Genomic DNA, 20,986 nt, shown 5'->3' on the forward strand with positions numbered 1-20,986 from the left:
AAATCAGTCGAAATAAACACTTAAACTATCGTTCTCGACCATGAGTTGGATATTCTGCAGTTCCTGTCCCGTCCGTTTGCGCTGCAGCACTTCATTGCTGATGGGCGGCAAAATCGCCTGCTGCAGCAGCGACTCGACCGCTCTGCCGCGCGAAGGATGGGCGCTGATGCGTTTGGCTATCCAGCCTGGAATGTCGCCTTCCAGCACCAGCGACACGCCCACTTCTTTGTGCAAACGCTGTTGTAAACGCGAAATCTGTTTGGTGGCGATATGGGTTATCGCTTCGGTAGAAAGCGGCACGTAGGGAATGACGTTCATGCGCGCCAACAGCGCCGCCGGGAAGAAGCGCGCCAGCACGTCGTGCAGCATCGGCCGCAGCGCTTCGGTTTTCAGATCCGGCGTTTCCGCCAGCGTCGCTTCTATTTCGCCGGCGCCGATATTGCTCGTCATTAAAATGAAACACTGGCGGAAGCTGATCATGCGGCCCTCACCGTCTTCCATCACGCCCTTGTCGAAGACTTGATAAAACGCCTCGTGGATATCGGGATGCGCCTTGTCGAATTCGTCGAGCAAGACGATGGAATAAGGTTTGCGGCGCACCGCCTCCGTCAACTTGCCGCCCTTGCCGTAGCCGACATAGCCCGGCGGCGCCCCTTTCAGGGTGGAAACGGTATGCGATTCCTGAAACTCGCTCATATTGAAGACGATCAGGTTATGCGCGCCGCCGTACATCGCCTCCGCCAGCGCAAACGCGGTCTCCGTTTTGCCGACGCCGCTCGGGCCGGACAGCATGAAAACGCCCAATGGCCGATCGTGCGCCTGAATGCCGGCGCGGGAGATGCGCACCGCCTGCGCGATTTCATCGATCGCCGTCTGCTGGCCGAATATCTGGCGGCTCAGCAGTTGGTTGAGATTGAGCGCATTGTCCAGATCGCTTTGCAGCATGCGGCCGGTGGGGATGCCGGTCCAATCCGACAACACCTCCGCCACGACGCGGTCATCCACCCACGGATACACCAACGGCAGGCCGCCGTCTTGCAAGGCTCCCAGCTCGGAGGCCAACTGCGGCAAGCGCTCCGGCGACTGCCGCTCCGCGTCGAGCAAGGTGGTGACCGCCTGTTGCTCCTGCGCCTGCCGCTGACGCAGCGCATCCAGTTCACCTTCCATATCGCTGAGGGTCTGCTGCAATTCAGTGATGCGGGTGAGCGCCAGATCGTCGAATTTGCTTTCCTCCTGCAGGCCGTTCATTTCGGTGCGCTTCACCGCCAACCCGGCCTCGAGCGACTCGATTTTTTCAGGCAGCGCATGCTGGCTCAGCGCCACCCGCGCGCAGGCGGTGTCCAGCAAGCTGATGGCTTTGTCCGGCAGTTGCCGCGACGGCAGATGGCGCAGCGACAAATGCACCGCCGCCTGCAGCGCCGACTCGCGGATCTTGACGCTGTGGTGCTGCGCAAAATGCGGGGCGATGGCGCGCATCATGTTCACCGCATTCTCTTCGTCGGGTTCAGAAACCAACACGTACTGGAAACGGCGCGTCAGCGCGGCATCCGGCTCGATGAACTGTTTGTATTCCGACCAGGTCGTCGCCGCCACCATGCGCAGCGCCCCCCTGGCCAACATCGGTTTCAACAGGTTGACGGCGTCGCCGGTGCCGGCCTGCCCGCCGGCGCCCACCAGCGTATGTGCCTCGTCGCAAAACAGGATCACCGGCACCGCCGAATGCGCGATGGCGTCGATCAGCGCTTTCAGGCGCGATTCGAATTCGCCCCTCATGCTCGCCCCGGCCTGCATGCGCCCCAGATCCAAAGACAGCAGCCGGGCGCCCTGCAGCAGCGGCGGCACCTGCCCCTGGGCTATCTTGCAGGCCAGCGCTTCCGCCACCGCCGTTTTGCCGACCCCGGCTTCGCCCACCAAAATCGGGTTGTTCTGCCGGCGACGCAGCAAGATGTCGATCACCTGGCGCAGCTCCGCTTCGCGGCCAATCACCGGATCGATTTCACCGTCGCGCGCCTGGCGGGTCAGATCGGCGCACCATTTATCGAGAATATCGACCGTCTCGGACGCCTCCGGCACATCGCCGTGGGCGCTGTAGACCTCTTCTTCCTCTTCCTCATGCTCGACGGACTCCGCCAGGATCGCCGGATAATCGTCGAACAGCTGCGGGATCGGCAGTTTTTTGAACTCGTCGCTCAGCCGGTACAGGCTGCGCTGCAACGTGGGATCCTGCAGAATGCCGACCAGGATATGAATGGTGCGCACCCCGCCGGACGGCGTTTCGGCGAGCTGGCTCATCAGCAGCCCTCTTTCCACCACCGTTTCCAGTTGCGTCGACAGATCCACCACCGCATTCGTCCGGTTAGGCAAGGTATGAAGAATGCGATCCAACGCATCGCTGATGCGCTGACTGTTGATGGCGTAGTGCGCCAGGATCATCGGCAAGTCGCCGCGCTCCTTGTCCACCAGGACTTTCAGCCAGTGTTCCAGCTCCACGTATTCGTGCCTGAAGGTTCGGCACAGCTTGGTCGCTTCGACGAACGACTGATAGGCAAAGTGGCCCAATCGCGAAAAAAGACGTTCTCGTTGATACACCTTAAATTTCCTTATATTAAGTTGTTGATTGATAAACCAGCTGCCTAAACGTCCCTGTCTTAGGTTTCAGCCAGCTGTCTTTACTCAGCGACTTGCCGCCCAGCTGCGCCGCCATGCCCGGCTCCGTGGCAATCAGCAGGCTGACATCCAGCATCAGCTGATGGCTCGTAAAGTCATGACAGATGCTCACCAGCGCCTGCAGCCGCCGGCTGCCGCGCTGATACTGCTGATACTGCGGGGCCCCCAGCGGGCCGATCTGAATATGCGCGCCGTACTGGGCATCGAAAAAGCGGCTGCCGATGCGCGTGCTGCCCAACTTGCCCAGCTTTTGGCTGCCGCTTTGCTTGCCGTCGTCGATCCATTTGGCGTAGCGCGGCGTAATCGTGATGGGAACGGCGAAATAGGCCGCCAACATCTTGTTGAGTTGCCGCAGCGAGCGGCGACCGGGCAGATAAGTGCCGGGGTACGCCTCGCGCAGGCGCTGGATATGCGGGTTCACCGTCAGCGCCGTATCGACGCCCACCGTCTGGCGCAAATGGCGCAAGAACGGGTTTTTATCATCGTCATGCTCATGGCCGATCATCGACTTCAGCTGCGCCCAGGCCCGGTAGTGCAATACGGCGAAGCGCTGGCTGACGATGCCGACGAACTGCTGGAACGCCTGGTTGCGTCTGGCGATGACTTCGGTGCGCGCGTGCTCTGTCACATGGATCGGCAGCGGGCCGTAGGGGGCGAACATGCCGAAATGCCGCGCCTGAATCAGCACTTGCTTAGGGCGCTGCACGATAGAGGCGATTTCACGCGAAGCGAACGCCATATCCGCCGGCTGGGTAATGCAGAGCCTTTCGCGGCTGCGATCGTTGGAGACGCCGAGCCGCGGCGCATCCGGCTGCGCGCGTTCGATACGCCGCAGCAGCTCGAAAAAATCCTGTCGATTGGACAGCCCGCGGATTTCGGCCTGGCCCGCGCTTTCGCTTTGCGCCCCCGGCGTCGGCGCCTGTTCCAACGAGAGCGCCGTTTCACGCATCAACGACATATCAGCCATAGTAGAGCGCCCCCCAGTCGGCGTGGGTTTCCCCATCCAGCAACAGCTTCATGCTTAACGTTTGGTTCAGGTCGCCGTATTGGCTCAACGCGTGGTGCAATATTTTGCCGAACAGATAGGCGCCGTGGTCGGCATGATGGTTGGCGCTTAAGTTGACGGCGATCTCGGCTCCGCGGATCCAGGCCAGCGGCCCCGGCCCCTGATTGCGTTCGAAGTGGTGCTCCACCCAGGCGTTTTTGATGCTGGCGATGCGCTTGCGCTGGCTGGAGTCATCCTGGTGGCAGAACAACGACAGCCAGTCGCGCAACAGCGCCGAACAATCCTGAACGTCGGGGCGCGCATGGCGCAAAGGATTGGAGGCCAGCATCTGAATCGCCTGCCACGCCTGGCTGATGTTCGGCACCGCGACCGGGTTGCTCGGGTAGCGGACGATCTCCACCTGGTGGATCGGCATCGCCGTTTCCAGCTGGAAATGCGGCTGCTGAAGGTGCGCCGGCACCAGATGCCGTTCGCATACCAGCGCCTCGACGCTGAGCGACGTGATGTCGTCGATGTCGATGCCGCTTTTGCCCGGCGATATCGCGATGAAGGTATCTTCGTTGGGCAGGTGCGGATTGTTGTACTTGGAGGGCGACGGCTCCCGGCGACGGTGCAGCGTATAACCGGCCGGCTCCCGCTCGCAGTCGTACTGCACGTCGGCCTGCAGCGAAGAGAAAATCACCGGGTTGCCGTCGGGCAGCATGCCTTTCACTTGTTTTACGCTGTGTATCTCATACAGCGAGGTGTTCAAACGATCGACCACCAGCTGGTGCTCCGTGCGCTCATCCGTCAGCAGCACCGGCGAGCAATGGCGGCGATACAGGTTGATGACCGGGGTCGCGAAAAGATGAAAATCCCTGGCGTTGACGCGACCGATCAGAGTGAGTGGGCGTTGCTCCAGCGCGAACAAGATCTCGAACTCGTGAACGCGTTCACATTGGCGCAGAAAATCCTGCACGCCATGCAGCTCCAGGCTGAAGAAGCGGCTTGGCGCGGCGAAGTATTCGCGCATCAGCCGGTTGCCGGGCAGTTCCCCCACCACGGTGGGCAACAAGGCTTCTTCATCGCTGACGCCGCCCAGGCGCAAGCTGTCCGGCTGCAAGACTTTGACGATTGGCCGGTCGTCGCTTTTCGCCCATAGCACGATGCGCAAGGTGCGATTAAGCAACGCGGCCAGCAGTTGATTGGCCCGCACCGTATCTTCCGCCAGCGTCAGGTGCAGCGGCTCGAGATCCAGCTCCGAGACGGGAAGCACGCCGTGCGTCGTCAGGCATATCCTGACGTAGGCCGAGCAATCCTGCATGTGTCTGGCGGCACCGTCAGGCAAATGGTGCGGCGGCAAAATCTCGCATTCCGCCAGTGAAATCTCAACGGGCTGCACTTTAATATGCCGTGCCGTGGTGAACGTGGCGGGTTTGTTGTTCAGCGAGATATCGTTGAGGGTCATGCGGCTCCCGCGCGGCAGGTCAACCTGGCTGTGCCACTGGGGAAAAGAGAGATCGGGCTTAATCGCGACGGTGGCGATCGCGGGAACCGGCGTATACCACAGCGGCGCCAAGCGTGAGAGCATTTGCAGGGCAAATTCCGGCTGCTCATTGTTCAGCTTTTCCTGGATGCGGGTGCAAAGGAACGCGGAGCCCTCCAACAGACGCTCAACGAAAGGATCCAGCACGCCGTCGATATGCATGCCTAAATGCTGGGCGACCTGGGGATGAGAAGAGGCGAACTGACGACCGGCCTCGCGAAAATAACGCAGCTCATCATTATATAATTGGAGAAAGCGCTCACTGAACATAGTCACCCCTATTAATCAAATACGTGTACGGCGCCACAGGAATAATCAAGAGCGATGCGCAAATTAACCAGCATTTCGTCACCCGGTAATGAGCAGGTGCCATAAATATCGAATAAAATCGCCAGCACATACGATTGGCGTTCATTCACTACAGGCACCACACGAATCGTTTTCGGATCCAGACGCGGCTCAAACGAAGTAATGATTCTTTGTATATGTCTCGCCAGCGTTAACGGATCGGTATTAATCGGTATGCGTTGGCTCAGCGACGGCAGGCCATAATTCAATACCGAACTTTCGCTGTGCGCATAATCATGAAGTTTCAAATCAGCGCTGCGCGATGCGTCATTCAGTAAAAATTCGATATCACGCACCAAAACACGCCGCCAATTATCGGCGCTGGCGCTTTGATGTCTCACGCTGAGCTTATCGAATAGCATGGGCAATGACGCTTTCATTTAACACCTCGCGATAAGGCTTATGTCTGCCCGCAATCGCTGCGGGCAGACAGCCTGCAATTAGTGTTGTGACATCAATGATCAGATACGGGCATTAAGCTTGAGGTCATACCCCGTCTTAATTACCGCACCCATGGAGCCATCATTGTTTTGCTCTTTGTACTCAACTTCGATACGTGCGAAATTCAGCTTGATAACGTCGGTTGGCAGCACGGTATCGATTTCAGTACCGATGGTGGAATTCAGCGGCATATTACCCACGGTCTTGAATGAGGAAACCAGGCAGTTGCTGAAGGTCACGGCAATGAAGTCTTGCTGACCCTGGCCTGATTTACGGCAAACAAGTTTTGCCTGAGGAATATGCTCGCCGGTGGCGCACATCAGGAACAGTTTCGGCGAAGCCTTATTGCTCACCATGCGAAACTCAAAGTCTTTCATCTCGACTTTGCCTGAACCGCCGCCGCTCCCGAACCCCCAACGGCCGGCGTTTTCTTCCGCCCATTGCCAGGCTTGCAGCTGAATCCAGCCAGGGTAGGTTTGGTCGGGTGATTCACCATCAACACCCTCAATTTTCAAAAAATAGTCTACTAAAGCTTTCGTGCTCATTTTTTGTCTCCTTGACTGATAGGTCTACTTCGTTAATTGAAAAGTCTATTCAGATAAGTCGTTATATTGCCTACGCGATCATTGAAATAGCGACAATGAGAACCCATTAGCCATTAATAAATAGCAATAGCGTAAAAAACAGCGCCACTAAATTTCAATGAAATATCAATTCCCACCAACGCCATTTAATAATTAACGTCGGCAATATCCAAACCAATGACCAGCCGTAACTTATCTGCTCCCATCTTTTTTGGCTGACGGAAGTTTTGATACAAGTCGCAAGGACACGGTCATGCCTTCCAACTGGTAATGCGGGCGCAAATAGAAATGCGCGCGGTAATAACCCGGATCGTCTTCTACATCCTCAACGCGCACCTCGGCGGCGGCTAATGGACGACGCGCCTTGGTCGCCTCGGTCGAGACGGAAGGATCGCCATCGACGTAGTTCATCAGCCAGTCATTCAGCCACAGCTGCATATCGTCCCTGGACCGAAAAGAACCGATTTTGTCGCGCACGATGCATTTCAAATAGTGCGCGAATCGGCACGTGGCGAAAATATAAGGCAAGCGCGAAGACAGCTTGGCGTTGGCCGTCGCGTCGGGATCCTCGTATTTCGCCGGCGCGTGCATGGTGCAAGAACCGATAAAAGCGGCGAAATCGGAATGCTTGCGATAGACCAGGGGCAAGAACCCGGCGTCGGAAAGCTCTTGCTCGCGCCGATCGGAAATGGCCACTTCCGTCGGGCACGTCAGTTCATATCCGCCCTCATCGGATGGAAACGCGTAGGCGGGCAGTTCTTCCACCGAGCCGCCGGATTCGATGCCGCGAATCTTCGAACACCAGCCGTACTCATGGAACGCGCGGTTGATGTTGACGCCCATCGCATACGCCGAGTTGGCCCAGGAAAAATCATCATCCACATCCGGCCTGACGGACTCCTCGAAAGCGAACTCTTCGATCGGGTTGGTTTTCGCCCCGTAAGGCAAACGCGACAGGAAACGCGGCATCGTCAACACCAGGTAACGCGAGTCGTTGCTTTCGCGCAGGCGGCGCCAGGACGCATATTCCGGCGTGGTGAAAATCTTGCCGATATCCCGCGGGTTGCCCAGTTCGTTCCACTTGCTCATCTGCAGCAGCGACGGCGACGCGGCGGAAATGAACGGGCAGTGCGACGCCGCGGAAATTTTCGCCAACTCGGTCAGCAACGTGACGCTCATCGGGCTGTGATCGAATTCAAAATCGCCGATGATGCAACCGAACGGCTCGCCGCCGAACTGACCATATTCCTGTTCGTAAATCTGTTTGAACACCGGGCTTTGATCCCAGGCGGAGCCCCGATAGCGGCGCAAATTGCGCGTCAGCTCATCCTGACTGATGTTCAACACCCGGATCTTGAGCGTTTCGCTGACGTTGGTGTTATCGACCAGATAACTCAGACCTTGCCAGGCGGACTCCAGCTTCTGGAACTCCTTGTGGTGCAAGATATTGTTCATCTGTTGCGAAAGCTGTTCGTCGATCTGGGCAATCAACGATTCAATGGTCAATACGACATCCTGGCTGACCTTGACCTTGCCTTTATTGGCATACTCGGACAGCGTGCCGATAGCCCGACGAACCGCTTCCGAAGCCTCGTTCGTTCTGGGCCGGAATGAACGCTTGAGCAAACCGTCAAGCTCATTTTCCGTTTCCTGCGTTTCAACTTCAGCGACTGCCGTAGCCTGCTGCTTAGCCGAATAGCGTCGTTGCCTCGCTCTCATTCCTCATCTCCTTTATTGCCGGAATCCTGCACATCCTGTTCCGCATCCGCGACCGTTTTACGCGCATCCGTCACCAAACGATGCAGAAAATCGGGTTTCTCCAGCAGATTCTTCACCACCTCTTCCGCGCTGGATTTACCATCCATATAGGTGATCAGCTCAGTGAGATGCTCCCGGGCTTCAAGCAGGCGTTGCATCTGCGGAACCCGTTTGGCGATGGCGCCAGGCGTGAAGTCATCCATCGATTCAAACTCCAATTCCACGTCCAGCAACGCATCGTCTTCGCTCAGGGTGTTCTCGACGTAAAATTGCAGACGAGGCTTGATGGCGCGCATGCGATCGTTGAAGTTGTCCTGATCAAAGGTCAGGAATTTCCGCTCTTCGATCGGCAGCAAAGGCTTTTTCCGATGCCCAGAGAGATCGGACATGACCCCCGTAACAAAGGGCAACTCCACTTTCTTTTGTGAACCGTAAAGCTCTACGTCATATTCAATTTGCACGCGCGGCGCGTTATTTTTACCGATAAATTTCTGAGAGCTTGAGTCCTTAGCCATTGGAAAACTCCTTTGTGATAAAAATTACTTCCCGGACAATTGATTTAACGAGGCCAGAGATTCCGGCAAAAGCTCCTCAACAATCGTCGCGAAGTCCATACCGATCATTTTTTGTGAACGTCGAATAAGAATGGGGGCCGGATGGCTGGGCTCATAGTTTTGGAAATAGTCCAAAACCTGATCCAACAGCAAGATGACATCCTGCCGGGAACGGATATATTTGCCGGGCATGGCGACAGGCGCGTCAGCATCCGGCGAGTCAATCTCCGCGTCATCCCGTTCAGCCGGCAATTCCTGCTGTTCCAGTGAAGCCAGCTGGCGGTTGAACTGTTTCAAATAGTCGCGCACCTGCCGGCAGTCCAAACGATAATCTTCAGCCTGCAGATTGGCGTAATTCTCGACGCGCTCCAGCGCATCGATTTCCAGCGCCAATTGCTCTTTCAGCGAAGGCAGATTTCTGCCGGCAAAATAACTGTCGGCTTGCCCCAGCACCTTTACCACCTCCGAAAAATGCAGGCTTTTGCCTTCCTGCTCGTCAAGCCGCATATTCAGCAGCTCGTCGGTGGTTAACGGCGTGTCGGGAAAAATCTTGCTGTTCTTGATTTCGTGCAGACAGGACGATGTGGCGAGCCACCCTAATGCGGCCGCATGAAAGCTGTCCGATGAGGGTTCCATATCCGCCTGAGGGAAAATGGTGGCGCCCTCCTCGGCATATTTGGCGTCAATATCCTTAATGCCCTGGTAGAAGGCCGAAAAACCGTCGATATGAAGATTGGCGCGCATAAACCACAGCACGACATGTAAATCGAAGCACTGTTCCAGCAACGCGGCAGACTGCTCGCGAATGGCGTGCCAATTGATATCACGCGCATTGTCTACGGCATTAAGCGGATCGGTTTGGCTGTCATATTCCGAAAGCGTGAATTCAATTTCACTGTATCGTGGATCAAATTCGACGCCATTCACTTCCGTTGAGATGACTTCATTCATGGCCTGATATCCTTTTCAATCAGCACTAGAAACATAAAGCCTAATAAAGCGGGCTTTTACGTTCGCCAGTCTTTCCCAGAGTCCTTTTAGCGTAAGTTAGTCGTCACCAAGCTCGCAAATTGTTTAGATGTATTAATATTAACAACAATAATAGATTGAGCCTATCAATAGAATCACAGTGATCGGTTTAAACTATTTTACATTTACATATTTATTTTTTCCTTTTAAAATCAATAAATTGCAAACGATAATTATGCAAGCTAAGAATAGGAAAAAAATCAAAAACTGCCCTAAAAACAACGTTTCATCCTTGGTAGGATAATTCCAGTAATACCACTGGATACAAATAATTTAATTAGCAAATGATAACCACAGTAAATAGTGAAATTTTTTCATAAAACCATGACAGCCAGTCGTTTCTTGCAAGCGGGTAGCACGCAATGATCAATAGAAGACGATGGCAGTGTGACTTTCATTTCCAGCACTCAGTACTTACACATGCGAAACCTGGTGTGAAAATAAACAATTTGGCGAGAGTTTTGATTATTAATTTTAAAGCTAAAGCACAGATTAACATTCCGCCGTGGTGCACCGAATACCTATTGGTACACAAACAGCCTGGTGGATAAAGTATCGTTCTTTTATAGTTAACTCAGGGTAATGATCAGAATAATTTAAGATTCAATTCCCCTTCATGTGTGTTCTCATACGTCTTACCGCGGCAAAAGCACCACTGCAGTAAAGGGTCTCGCAGACTAAAGTGGCATTAGAGATATCATTTACTATGACCGCGAAATAACCACGTAAGCGCTGCAACGACAGTAACCGTGTTAAGACCAGCGATCTGTTCCATATACAAGAAATGTTTCCCTAACTGATAAGACCACTAATTTGATACTAGCAAAGGCAAACCCAATATCAAGAAAAAATATTATTTTTTTAATAAAAAAATAACAAATCAATATACATAAAACAAACAATTCAATAACTTAAAACAGCGCTGAATCGATTACTTTTACGCCAGGAAAAATAGTTCATGGAAATTTACACCCACTCATAACCCCCTCAGTCAATCTCACTCATTCTCTTCGGCATTGAATTGTCATCAAAAAATAAGAAAATCTATAAAAATAAAACCCGCCACTGGCCGTGCGTCCCACAGGATCAACTTTCGCAAGGCAAAATAAGCAAGATAATTCCCAATAAAAAGGCCGAAAAAAAGCGTTAATGATTTAGCGGTTCAAAATAAAAATAAAGGTAACTCTATTGGGTTATTAAAGCGAAAACGCGCACCTTTTCATTGCTGCAAAAAAACCTTATGAATCTTTACGTTGCCCGTCCTTTGACAATCATTGATGGAAACGCAAATCAGGTAGCCAACACATACAGAAAAGAGATGGGCTACGCGGCGGGCCAACCCTGCCGATGACTTTTCTCATCCCCGGTTCGGCCCGTGCGCACAGGTTATTCCGCCTAAAAATCAGGCCGCATCGCCGGCCTCGTCCGGCGATTTAGCGCCAAGCCCGCCGTTTTCCTGATCCAGAACAGCTTTCGCATTCATCCGACTGATATATTGATTGAAAATCATTCCTATTCAGGAGAAAAAGCCATGGTTAAGTCACTCAATGCGGCATTCACTCGCTTTTTTGACCACCCGGACGCAGGCAAATTGGCGCTCAGGCTAACCTTCGGCGGGCTGATGCTGTTTCACGGCGTCGCGAAAATTCAGCATGGCGTCGGCTGGATCGCCGATGCGTTACAACAACAAGGGCTGCCCGCCTTCATCGCCTATGGCGTATATGTTGGGGAGATCCTGGCGCCGATACTGATCGTTTTGGGGCTGTTCACCCGCCCCGCCGCAGGGGTTTACGCCCTCACGCTGGTGGTGGCGTTTTTGATGGTGGGCACCGGCAAGGTCTTCACCGTCACCGACGTCGGCGCCTGGGGCATTGAAAACGAACTGGTGTTCTTTATGGGTGGGGTCGCCATACTGCTGCTGGGCAGCGGGAAGTATGCCATCGCGCGCAATGAAGCTTATCGATAAACCGCGCTATCAATAAGGAGGTTCCCGTCGAACCTCCTTTTTTAGGCTTTAAGGTTTGCCGAGCAACGTGTTAGCCATGAAAGACAATAAGGCGGTCGATTGAGGGTAGGCCGCACGGTTCTCGGTGACCTCGCGATCAAACCGCCAGTTCATGATGTAAACCACAGGTGCATTGGGATATTGGTTAATAAAATCCCAATACAATTGAATTTGCGCATGCAACTGCTGGTCATTCATTCCTAACGATGCCGTCGAAGGCGGCACCAATACCCACTTCTGCCCAGCAGAGCTCATCGGCGCCAGACGATTGTATGTGCTCCACATATCCGCCACCGACCAGTTGTAGTTGTCCACGCCAACCCAGTCGAGCGTGCTTTTTACATTGCTCGGACACGCGGTCGCGGGCGCGCCCTGCTGCATTTCACGGATCAATTCGGCGTTATTGGCATGCCGGTAGGACAAAATGGTGTAAATGGGGATCGCGATCCCATACTGCTGCATAGCCTGACGCAGGGTGCAAACATAGCTGGAATATTGGTAAGCGTCATATTTTCCCGCCGTCTGTAAGGCCGGAACATCGAACGGCTCATCGATAAAATAAATAGCGCCGGGTTTATATTTAGCGGCGGCGATCTTCTTCACAACCGTCCAGATCGCATTCCAGGAACCTGCGGCCTGACAACTGCTGTTCGAGTCCGCGCCAGAGCAGATATCGATAAACGGCGATCCCGAGAGCGCCCCCGAGCCGGCCTGTATGTTCACGGCGCATGTTCCCTCGGCGCAAACGGGCAGATTGAGGCTTTCCAGGCTGTGCACCACGTTCAGATTGGTCATACTGAAACCGGTGCCGGAAATGGCCTTGAGCGCCTCTGTAGCGCTGAAAGACGGCGTGGCGGTTTCATAAAAATCCAGCCAGTCATAGCCGTAATGCTTGATATTGGCGTTGGGGCCGGCCGCCAGCGCATGGGCACCGAACAGGCACCCGCACAGCAACGCAAAACGTTTCAACATGCTCTTCTCCTTCAAATCTTCATCGTTGTAAGCCAACGGTGGACAGCAAACGGTGCCATCAACCGGAGACGCTATCGTGACACCCGCCATCGAAGACGGCCCGCCGTTTGCGTTGTGCTGCAGCCGATCGAACGGTGAGGAGGGTTTGAGAAGAAATCGCGCCTATTTTCTTATCGAGCGACGAGGAAATGAGGGTAGAAAAAGAGGAAGCCACCGCGGGGTCAGACTGTCCCCGCCGGAAATCAGGTTTAAACCAGCATAATGAATCGCCAGTCATCGGCCATTAACGGTCGGCCAGCCGGTAAACCGGTACCTTGCGCGTCGTGCCGGTCAGGGTGTCGAAAATCTCCGTTTCCGCCGTCACGATCGTCATGCCGGTTTTTCTTAGCCTGCGCACTTCGGCGGCGATGCGTTGTATGCCGAACCAGAACAGTCCGTCCAGCGCCGTGACGCGCAGCCCCTGCTCCAGCGCCAGCTTAAGCCGCTCACGCGGCGCCTTGAGCGCCTTGGCGATTTCCCGGTAAGGCAGCGCGTCCACGCCCGACGCCGAGGTTCGGTGAATGCGGGTCGACAGACCGTATTGGAAGGCCTCGGGCACGTCGCTTAAATCGCTCTTCAGGCTGTAAACGCAGCCAAAGCGCTTGCCGTTGAACACCACATTTTTTTGACTGATCGACAGCTCATCGCGCAGGCCGGCAATCAGCTGCGGCGCCCGCACCAGCAATAAGCGAAACGGCAATTCGAAACTGGTCACATAGTCCACGTTGAGCAACGCAATGCGCAGGCGCTCTTCCGCGCCCGCCTGCGTCTGGCGACACTCGTTCAACACCTCGCTCCACTGGCGCGCAAGCCGCGGGGCTTCATCCAGCGGCGCGAAATGGTATTTCTCGATGTGGTAGTCGATTCTTTCGTTCATGTCCGTTGGCCCCCGCGTCAGTCATCATGCCCTCAGCAAATTACCTTACCCGCGGCCCACAATACAACACCGCATCGCGCCGCAAGACGCGGAAAAAATCGGGCGCATACGCCCCCTGCGCGCTCGCTCAAGGTGAGTCGTGCAACAGCAGCGATATCTCTTCGGCGGCCGAGCGCAACAAAGGCAGGTGGTGCTGATGCAAACGCTCTGCGGAAACCTGGCCGGCATGCACGCCGACGTTCAACGCCGCGGCGATGCGGCCGTCCGGCGTGGTGAGCGGCACCGCCAGTGAACGCAGGCCAATCTCCAGTTCCTGATCGTTGATGGCATATCCCTGCTGACGCACGCGCGCCAGCTCTTCCCGCAATGCGCTGACGCTCACCAGGGTATGGCTGGTGTAACGCAGTTGAGTCAATCGCGCCAAATAGTCGTTCAACGTCTCACTGGCGAGCCCGCTGAGCAGCACCCGCCCCATCGACGTCGTGCTGGCGGGTAAGCGACTGCCGACGTGCAAATCGATGGTCATGATCCGCGAAGTTGATGCGCGGGCGATATAAAGAATGTCATCGCCGTCCAATATGGCCATGGAACAGGACTCATTGAGCGTCTGGCTGAGTTGCCTCAACACCGGCTGCGCGGCGTTGGCCAACGGCGAAGCCCCCAGCCAGTTGTGACCCAGCGACAAGACGCGCGGGCGCAGCTCATAATTCTTGCCGTCTTCCGCGTACACAAAGCCCAGCTTACTCAGGGTGTAAAGGCAGCGGCGCACCGCCGCGCGCGGAATGCCGGTACGCTGGCTAATCTGCGACACCGACATCAGCCGCCGCTGCGGCGTAAAAGCCTGCAGGACCTCCAATCCTCGCGCCAAAGAGGCCATAAAGTCGGGATCCCCCTTCCAGGGATCGGTGCTGCTGCGCGTAATTTCCTGTTCTTTTTCCATTCTCGTTACCCCGCTGTCTGCTTGAAATATCGGTGTGCCGACCATCACAACCTGCGAATGCCCCTCAAAGAATAGCCGATAATCGCACACTTTTTCGATAATCGGTATTGTTTGCCTGAAAGGGACGATCTACTTTTCCCATTGACGATAAACACTCCCCCGGCGGGCGCCGAATGAAAGGAACAACAGATGATCGATAAAAGTGTGGCCACCCTGGAAGACGCCGTGTCCATCATTCCGGACGGCGCGAGCATCATGATTGGCGGCTTTGGCCCCGCGGGACAGCCGCTGGAACTGATCGATGCGCTGATTGAACGCGGTGCCCGCGAGCTGACGGTAATCAGCAATAACGCCGGCAACGGCGACAGCGGCCTCGCGGCGCTGCTCAAGACCGGCTGTGTGCGAAAGATGATTTGTTCCTTCCCGCGCCAGGCCGATTCGTGGGTCTTTGACGACCTTTATCGCCGCGGCGCGATCGAGCTGGAACTGGTGCCTCAGGGCAACCTTGCCGCCCGCATGCAGGCCGCCGGCAGCGGGTTGGGCGGCATTTTCACCCCAACCGCCTTTGGCACGCCGCTGGCGCAAGGCAAAGAAACGCGTGAAATCGACGGACGGCATTACGTGTTTGAAACGCCCTTAAAGGCGGATTTCGCCTTGATAAAGGCCCATCGGGGTGACCGCTGGGGCAATCTGGTTTACCGCAAAGCGGCGCGTAATTTTGGCCCGGTGATGGCGATGGCCGCCGCCACGACGATAGCGCAGGTCGCTGAATTGGTGCCGCTTGGCGCACTGGATCCGGAAAACGTGATAACGCCGGGCATCTTCGTCCAGCGCCTGGTGGCGGTGGCGCACCCCGCGACCTTTTCCCTCTCTGCCTGAGGAGTCATAACATGCAAAAATTAACCCGCGACCAATTAGCCCAACGGGTAGCGCGCGATATTCCGGAAGGCGCCTACGTCAACCTTGGGATTGGGCTGCCGACCCGCATCGCTAACTACCTGCCCGCCGACAAAGAGGTGATTCTGCACAGCGAAAACGGCCTGCTCGGCATGGGGCCGTCACCCGCGCCGGGCGAAGAAGATCCGGAACTCATCAACGCCGGTAAAGAACGGGTGACCTTGCTGCCCGGCGGCAGTTATTTCCATCACGCCGACTCTTTTACCATGATGCGCGGCGGCCACCTCGATATCTGCGTGATGGGGGCGTATCAGGTCTCGGCTGCCGGCGATCTGGCCAACTGGAGCACCGGCGCCGAAGACGCGATCCCGGCGGTGGGCGGCGCCATGGATCTGGCCATCGGCGCGCGCAAAGTCTATGTGATGATGGACTACCTGACCAAGACCGGCGAATGCAAGCTGGTGGAACAGTGCAGCTACCCGCTGACCGGATTGGCCTGCGTCAGCCGCATTTATTCGGATATGGCAATCATTGATATCACCCCGGACGGCCCGCAGGTGCTGGAGCTGTGTCCGGGGCTCACCTTTGACGCGCTGCAAGCGTTAACCCCGATACGTTTACTGCAATCTGACTTGATCCCCGCTTGAGGAAATCGCCATGCAACAGGCTTTTATCTGCGATGCCGTTCGTACGCCATTCGGCCGTTACGGCGGCGCATTATCCGCGCTGCGCGCCGACGATTTGGCCGCTCTGCCCCTGAAGGCGCTGCTTGCCCGACTGCCGCAGTTGGATCCCCACGCCATTGATGACGTTATTCTGGGGTGCGCCAACCAGGCCGGTGAAGACAACCGCAACGTGGCGCGAATGGCTCTGCTGTTGGCCGGATTGCCCCACACCGTGCCGGGCACCACCCTCAATCGCCTGTGCGGTTCGGGATTGGACGCGGTAGGCATGGCGGCGCGCGCCATTAAATGCGGCGAAGCGGAGGTCATCATCGCGGGCGGCGTGGAAAGCATGTCGCGCGCGCCCTTTGTCACCGGCAAAGCGGACAGCGCCTTCAGCCGATCGCTGAAAATGGAAGATACGACGATGGGATGGCGCTTTATCAACCCGCAGATGCGCGCGCGGTTCGGTGTCGAAACCATGCCTGAAACCGCCGAAAATGTGGCTCGCGATTTCGCCGTCAGCCGCGCCGATCAAGACGCCTTTGCATTGCGCAGCCAACAGCGCACCGCCCGCGCTCAGGAGCTGGGCCTGTTTGATGAGGAATTGATCGCCGTCAGCATTCCGCAACGCAAAGGCGAGCCGCTCAGCCTGGTTCGCGACGAACATCCCCGCAGCACCTCTTTGGCCGCGCTGTCCGCCCTAAAAGGCGTCGTGCGCCCCGAGGGGAGCGTCACCGCCGGCAACGCCTCGGGCATCAACGACGGGGCCAGCGCCCTGCTCATTGCCAGCGAACGCGCGGCGGTGCAGTATGGACTCGCCCCGCTGGCGCGTGTGGTCGGCATGTCCGCCTGCGGCGTAGAGCCGCGCATCATGGGTTACGGGCCGGTTCCCGCGGTCCGCAAAGTGCTGGCGCAAACCGGTTTGAGCCTGGCGCAAATGGACGTCATCGAGTTGAATGAAGCCTTTGCCGCCCAGGCGCTGGCCGTGACGCGCGCCCTGGGACTGCCGGATGACGCGGAACGGGTCAACCCTAACGGCGGCGCTATCGCGCTGGGGCATCCCCTGGGGGCATCCGGCGGCAGGTTGGCCATGACCGCCGCTTATCAACTGCGGCGCACCGGCGGGCGTTTTGCCCTGTGCACCATGTGCGTCGGTGTCGGGCAAGGCGTCGCCTTGATTCTGGAACGGATATAACGAATGTCTCTCTATAGCGCAATGTTTATGGCTTCGCCATTAACGCCCTGCTTCAGCGACACGGCGCTGCTGCAGGGCATGCTTGATTTCGAAGCCGGCCTGGCGCAGGCCCTGGCGTCTGCAGGGATTATCGATGACGCGTCCGCGCGGATCATACGCAGCCACTGCCAGGCGGAAAAGCTCGACGCCGCCGCGCTGACGCAGTCCGCCGGATTGGCGGGCAATTTAGCCATTCCCCTCGTCAAACAATTGACGGCGTTGGTGGCGCAAACCTCACCGGAAGCGGCGCGTTTCGTTCACTGGGGGGCGACCAGTCAGGATGCGATTGACAGCGGGCTGATGCTGCAACTGCGCAGCGCGCTCGATAAAACCGACGCGCTGCTCAATCAGCTGATTGCGGCGCTGACGGCGCAATGCCGGCGCCATAGCGCAACGTTAATGGTGGGCCGCACCTGGCTGCAACACGCTTTGCCAACGACGCTGGGGCTGAAGCTGGCCGGCACGCTGGACGCCTTGCTGCGCTATCGGGCTCGTCTGGCTGAAATGCGGCCACGCGTGCTCGCGTTGCAATTCGGCGGCGCGGCCGGCACGCTCGCCTCGCTCGGCGAACAGGGCGAGCGCGTTGAGCGGGCGCTGGCGCAAGCGCTGGCCCTGCCGCGCAGCGCCACGCCGTGGCATACCCAACGCGATCGGTTGTTGGAGCTGGCGAGTTGGTATGCCGGCCTGACGGGCTCGCTCGGCAAGCTGGCGCGCGACATGTCTTTGTTGATGCAGACCGAAGTCGCTGAAATCAGCGAGCCGTCGGCCCCCGGACGCGGCGGCTCTTCCACGATGCCGCATAAGCGCAATCCGGTACTTTGCGCTGCCATCCTCAGCGCGGCCAACCGTCTGCCTGCGTTGATGTCCGGATTGTATGCCGGCCTGGTGCAGGAGCACGAACGCGCGCTGGGCGGCTGGCAGGCCGAGTGGCAAAGCCTGCCGCAGCTCCTGGTGCTGAGCGGGGCGGCATTGGCGCAAAGCCTGGATCTCATTAACGGTCTGGAGGTGCATGAAGCGGCGATGAGGCGCAATCTGGCGCTGACGCAAGGGCTGATCATGGCTGAATCGGTTACCCTGGCCTTGGCCCCCACCCTCGGCCGTCAACAGGCGCACCATCATATAGAACGGTGCTGCCGGCAAGCCCTGGCCACCCAGCAACCCCTGTTAACCCTTCTGTGCGCCGATGCGGAAGTCTCTTCCCGACTCAGCCGGGAAACCCTGGAAACCTTGCTCGATCCGGCCAATGCCACCGGCAGCACGCAGCGTTTCATTCAACAAGTCCTGGCGATGGCCGAAAGGGAGCAATCATGTTGAATTATGTCCTTGAGGGGCCTGAAAACGCCCCGGTTATTCTGTTTGGCAACTCGCTGGGCACCTCATTGGCAATGTGGCAGCCGCAGCGCGACGCGTTCATCGCCCACTATCGCATTCTGCGCTACGACGTTGCCGGCCACGGCGACTCTGCGCCCGATGAACGGCCCGGCTCGCTGGCGCGACTGGGTGAACAGGTGCTGTCCCTGCTGGACACTCTGGCGATTGATCGGGTTCATTTCTGCGGCATCTCCATGGGGGGGCTGACGGGGTTATGGCTGGCGCGCTTTCATGCCGATCGCTTGCTGACGCTGACGATCGCCAATAGCGCCGCGAAAATCGGGGTGACGGAGCATTGGCGAGAACGCGCCGCGCGGGTACGCCAGTACGGCATGTCCGCCGTCAGCGATGGCGCGGCAGCGCGCTGGTTCACCCCGGCATTTTGCCAATCCGCCCCCGTCAAGGTGCAAACCGTCGTGCAACAGCTCACCGCCTGCGATCCCGAGGGCTATGCCGCTTGCTGCGACGCGCTGGCGACCGCCGATTTACGCGCCGAGCTGGCAGGCATCCGCGTTCCGACGCTGGTTATCGCCGGACATGAGGATGCGGTAACGACCGTCGACGATGCAAAAGCCTTGGCGGCAGGCATTCCCGACGCGCAATGCGTCATCCTGCCCGCCGCCCACCTGTCCAGCATCGAAGCCTGGCGGGCATTTAACCGCGCGTTCCGGGCCTTTTTGGATGAGCAGCTCACGCAGCGGCAACGTTATCAGCAAGGCCTGACGGTGCGCAGAGCGGTGCTGGGCGATGAGCATGTCGATAATACCCTCGCGGCGCTGTCGCCGCTCAACGAGGAGTTTCAGCATTTCATCACTCGCTACGCCTGGGGGGAAATATGGACGCGTCCGGGCTTGTCGCGCCATACCCGCAGCCTGATCACCATCGCGATGCTGATCGCCTTGAATCGCGAAGCTGAGCTGAAAATGCATATCCGGGCCGCCTTCAATAACGGCGTCACGCGTGAAGAGATCAAAGAAGTTCTGATGCATGCGGCGCTTTACTGCGGCTTACCCGCCTCGAACGCCGCTTTTCATCTGGCGCAGTCCGTCTTTGCCGAACACGACGCCGGGCGGCGACCGGACGACTAGAAGACGCGGTTATACCGGCACATCCAGCACCCTTTGGCGCAGCGCAGCAATCAGGCGCTGCTGCTCAGGGGGCGAGAGCGTCTCTTGCCGGGTAATGATGCCCAGCGGCTCGGCCATGCCCTGGGTAGGCAACGGCAGCGCACGCAGGTGATTGCTGAACAAGTCGTCACGCACCGCGCCGTAAGGCACCAGCCACACATAGCCATACTGTAGCGTCAGGCAGCGCGCCAGCGTAACCGACAACGTCTCGACGCACCCTTCCGGCACCGCCAGCCCGTGGCTGACAATGAGCGCCTCCGCATTCTGACGCGGCACCGTACCCCGCGGGGAGAGCACCAATGGCCAGCTCAACGCCTCCGCCAGCGAGACATCCGAATGCAACAGCGGATGATGAGGCGCAACCACCAGCCGCAGCGTTTCATGGTACAGCAGCTCGAAGTTGAGCCCTTCCATGCGGGAGGGGTCTGACATGCGCCCGATACCTAACGTTAATTGCCCCGATCTCACCGCCATCATCAGCGCATCGTTGGCCAGCGTCGTAACCTGCATGCGCCAGCCGGGGGATTGCTGCTGCAACCCCACCACGACCGGCGCGACCAGGCTCACCAGCGTGGTGGGCAGCGCGCCGATATGCAGCGGCGCCGGCAGCGCCTCGCTGTCCGAGGCAAGCGTGCGCCCCAACACATTCAGCGCATCCAAAACACGGCTGGCATCCTGCAGGAAACGCGTTCCGGCGGCGGTCAGTTCCGCCCCCTGCCGATTGCGCGAAAAAAGGCGCTCGCCGGCCAGGCTTTCCAGTTCGTTGAGCGTTTTAGAGAGCGCGGGCTGCGTGATGCCCAATTGCTGTGCGGCACGCACCAACGTCCCCTGTTGCGCGGTAGCGACAAAGGCGTGCAGATGACGAAGGCGGATGCGTTGGCTAAAGCGAGAAGTCATGTTCATGATTTATAGTATTAACTTGCCGCCGGCGCGGCAAGCTCATTGTC

General features: G+C 57.5%; 18 protein-coding genes. 6 read left to right on the top strand and 12 right to left on the bottom strand.

Translation table 11 applies throughout. From position 1 onward, the window contains the following. Positions 1-3: 3 nt before the first annotated feature. The 8 genes from tssH to ACSBQV_RS11305 all read right to left on the bottom strand — a co-directional run bounded on the left by tssH (position 4) and on the right by ACSBQV_RS11305 (position 9,834). Positions 4-2,589, bottom strand: a complete 2,586-nt coding sequence (tssH, locus tag ACSBQV_RS11270) for a type VI secretion system ATPase TssH (RefSeq protein WP_099782179.1) — start codon at positions 2,587-2,589, stop codon at positions 4-6. Positions 2,590-2,605: 16 nt separating this feature from the next. Continuing rightward, positions 2,606-3,634, bottom strand: a complete 1,029-nt coding sequence (tssG, locus tag ACSBQV_RS11275) for a type VI secretion system baseplate subunit TssG (RefSeq protein WP_099782181.1) — start codon at positions 3,632-3,634, stop codon at positions 2,606-2,608. Further along, positions 3,627-5,468: a type VI secretion system baseplate subunit TssF gene (tssF, locus tag ACSBQV_RS11280; RefSeq protein ID WP_033643661.1), complete on the bottom strand. Its 1,842-nt coding sequence runs from the start codon at positions 5,466-5,468 to the stop codon at positions 3,627-3,629. The genes tssG and tssF overlap by 8 nt, the downstream gene beginning before the upstream one ends. Before the next feature lie 11 nt (positions 5,469-5,479). After that, positions 5,480-5,926, bottom strand: coding sequence for a type VI secretion system baseplate subunit TssE (locus ACSBQV_RS11285; RefSeq protein WP_015378391.1), 447 nt, complete (start codon positions 5,924-5,926; stop codon positions 5,480-5,482). Positions 5,927-6,007: 81 nt separating this feature from the next. Continuing rightward, a complete protein-coding gene (locus ACSBQV_RS11290; protein ID WP_004935369.1) occupies positions 6,008-6,532 on the bottom strand; it encodes an Hcp family type VI secretion system effector in 525 nt (174 codons plus the stop codon). Between the two features lie 231 nt (positions 6,533-6,763). After that, the gene (gene tssC / locus ACSBQV_RS11295; protein WP_033643662.1) at positions 6,764-8,290 is read right to left on the bottom strand and encodes a type VI secretion system contractile sheath large subunit; all 1,527 of its coding nucleotides are present in this window, start codon (positions 8,288-8,290) and stop codon (positions 6,764-6,766) included. Further along, complete coding sequence (gene tssB / locus ACSBQV_RS11300; protein WP_033643663.1) at positions 8,287-8,844, bottom strand: type VI secretion system contractile sheath small subunit; 558 nt, start codon at positions 8,842-8,844, stop codon at positions 8,287-8,289. Before tssB ends, tssC begins: the two co-directional genes overlap by 4 nt. Positions 8,845-8,868: 24 nt before the next feature. Then, entirely contained in the window at positions 8,869-9,834 is a 966-nt protein-coding gene (locus ACSBQV_RS11305; RefSeq protein ID WP_033643664.1) for an ImpA family type VI secretion system protein, read from the bottom strand. A 1,609-nt stretch (positions 9,835-11,443) separates the two neighbouring features. On the opposite strand from ACSBQV_RS11305, the gene ACSBQV_RS11310 reads away from it, so the two are divergent. Next, entirely contained in the window at positions 11,444-11,878 is a 435-nt protein-coding gene (locus tag ACSBQV_RS11310) for a DoxX family protein (RefSeq protein WP_099782183.1), read from the top strand. Positions 11,879-11,926: 48 nt separating this feature from the next. Here the strand turns inward: ACSBQV_RS11310 and ACSBQV_RS11315 are convergent, their stop codons facing one another. From ACSBQV_RS11315 to ACSBQV_RS11325, 3 genes are all read right to left on the bottom strand, one after another. Then, entirely contained in the window at positions 11,927-12,889 is a 963-nt protein-coding gene (locus tag ACSBQV_RS11315) for a hypothetical protein (protein WP_099782185.1), read from the bottom strand. A 283-nt stretch (positions 12,890-13,172) separates the two neighbouring features. Next, positions 13,173-13,805 (bottom strand): helix-turn-helix domain-containing protein, encoded by a 633-nt coding sequence (locus tag ACSBQV_RS11320; protein ID WP_033643666.1) that lies wholly within the window; start codon positions 13,803-13,805, stop codon positions 13,173-13,175. 127 nt (positions 13,806-13,932) lie between these two features. After that, the gene (locus ACSBQV_RS11325; protein WP_033643667.1) at positions 13,933-14,745 is read right to left on the bottom strand and encodes an IclR family transcriptional regulator domain-containing protein; all 813 of its coding nucleotides are present in this window, start codon (positions 14,743-14,745) and stop codon (positions 13,933-13,935) included. Positions 14,746-14,934: 189 nt separating this feature from the next. On the opposite strand from ACSBQV_RS11325, the gene ACSBQV_RS11330 reads away from it, so the two are divergent. From ACSBQV_RS11330 to pcaDC, 5 genes are read left to right on the top strand one after another with little or no spacing between them, the layout of a single operon-like run. After that, entirely contained in the window at positions 14,935-15,624 is a 690-nt protein-coding gene (locus tag ACSBQV_RS11330; protein WP_016927165.1) for a 3-oxoacid CoA-transferase subunit A, read from the top strand. An 11-nt stretch (positions 15,625-15,635) separates the two neighbouring features. Beyond that, positions 15,636-16,289, top strand: a complete 654-nt coding sequence (locus ACSBQV_RS11335) for a 3-oxoacid CoA-transferase subunit B (RefSeq protein ID WP_046687390.1) — start codon at positions 15,636-15,638, stop codon at positions 16,287-16,289. Positions 16,290-16,299: 10 nt separating this feature from the next. Then, complete coding sequence (pcaF, locus tag ACSBQV_RS11340; RefSeq protein WP_099782187.1) at positions 16,300-17,502, top strand: 3-oxoadipyl-CoA thiolase; 1,203 nt, start codon at positions 16,300-16,302, stop codon at positions 17,500-17,502. Between the two features lie 3 nt (positions 17,503-17,505). Further along, entirely contained in the window at positions 17,506-18,855 is a 1,350-nt protein-coding gene (locus ACSBQV_RS11345) for a 3-carboxy-cis,cis-muconate cycloisomerase (RefSeq protein ID WP_033651812.1), read from the top strand. After that, on the top strand, positions 18,846-20,000 hold the full coding sequence (pcaDC, locus tag ACSBQV_RS11350) for a bifunctional 3-oxoadipate enol-lactonase/4-carboxymuconolactone decarboxylase PcaDC (RefSeq protein ID WP_099782260.1): 1,155 nt from the start codon (positions 18,846-18,848) through the stop codon (positions 19,998-20,000). Before ACSBQV_RS11345 ends, pcaDC begins: the two co-directional genes overlap by 10 nt. A gap of 9 nt (positions 20,001-20,009) precedes the next feature. Here the strand turns inward: pcaDC and ACSBQV_RS11355 are convergent, their stop codons facing one another. Beyond that, a complete protein-coding gene (locus tag ACSBQV_RS11355) occupies positions 20,010-20,942 on the bottom strand; it encodes a LysR substrate-binding domain-containing protein (protein WP_069100813.1) in 933 nt (310 codons plus the stop codon). Positions 20,943-20,986 lie beyond the last annotated feature (44 nt).

The sequence above is a fragment of the Serratia sp. B501 genome (assembly GCF_051172315.1).
GTDB lineage: Bacteria > Pseudomonadota > Gammaproteobacteria > Enterobacterales > Enterobacteriaceae > Serratia > Serratia ureilytica.

Bases quoted from the DNA above. Each gene is read 5' to 3' on its own strand.
- tssG (WP_099782181.1), bottom strand. From the start codon at position 3,634: ATGGCTGATATGTCGTTGATGCGTGAAACGGCGCTCTCGTTGGAACAG.
- tssF (WP_033643661.1), bottom strand. From the start codon at position 5,468: ATGTTCAGTGAGCGCTTTCTCCAATTATATAATGATGAGCTGCGTTAT.
- ACSBQV_RS11285 (WP_015378391.1), bottom strand. From the start codon at position 5,926: ATGAAAGCGTCATTGCCCATGCTATTCGATAAGCTCAGCGTGAGACAT.
- ACSBQV_RS11290 (WP_004935369.1), bottom strand. From the start codon at position 6,532: ATGAGCACGAAAGCTTTAGTAGACTATTTTTTGAAAATTGAGGGTGTT.
- tssC (WP_033643662.1), bottom strand. From the start codon at position 8,290: ATGAGAGCGAGGCAACGACGCTATTCGGCTAAGCAGCAGGCTACGGCA.
- tssB (WP_033643663.1), bottom strand. From the start codon at position 8,844: ATGGCTAAGGACTCAAGCTCTCAGAAATTTATCGGTAAAAATAACGCG.
- ACSBQV_RS11305 (WP_033643664.1), bottom strand. From the start codon at position 9,834: ATGAATGAAGTCATCTCAACGGAAGTGAATGGCGTCGAATTTGATCCA.
- ACSBQV_RS11310 (WP_099782183.1), top strand. From the start codon at position 11,444: ATGGTTAAGTCACTCAATGCGGCATTCACTCGCTTTTTTGACCACCCG.
- ACSBQV_RS11315 (WP_099782185.1), bottom strand. From the start codon at position 12,889: ATGTTGAAACGTTTTGCGTTGCTGTGCGGGTGCCTGTTCGGTGCCCAT.
- ACSBQV_RS11320 (WP_033643666.1), bottom strand. From the start codon at position 13,805: ATGAACGAAAGAATCGACTACCACATCGAGAAATACCATTTCGCGCCG.
- ACSBQV_RS11325 (WP_033643667.1), bottom strand. From the start codon at position 14,745: ATGGAAAAAGAACAGGAAATTACGCGCAGCAGCACCGATCCCTGGAAG.
- ACSBQV_RS11330 (WP_016927165.1), top strand. From the start codon at position 14,935: ATGATCGATAAAAGTGTGGCCACCCTGGAAGACGCCGTGTCCATCATT.
- ACSBQV_RS11335 (WP_046687390.1), top strand. From the start codon at position 15,636: ATGCAAAAATTAACCCGCGACCAATTAGCCCAACGGGTAGCGCGCGAT.
- pcaF (WP_099782187.1), top strand. From the start codon at position 16,300: ATGCAACAGGCTTTTATCTGCGATGCCGTTCGTACGCCATTCGGCCGT.
- ACSBQV_RS11345 (WP_033651812.1), top strand. From the start codon at position 17,506: ATGTCTCTCTATAGCGCAATGTTTATGGCTTCGCCATTAACGCCCTGC.
- ACSBQV_RS11355 (WP_069100813.1), bottom strand. From the start codon at position 20,942: ATGAACATGACTTCTCGCTTTAGCCAACGCATCCGCCTTCGTCATCTG.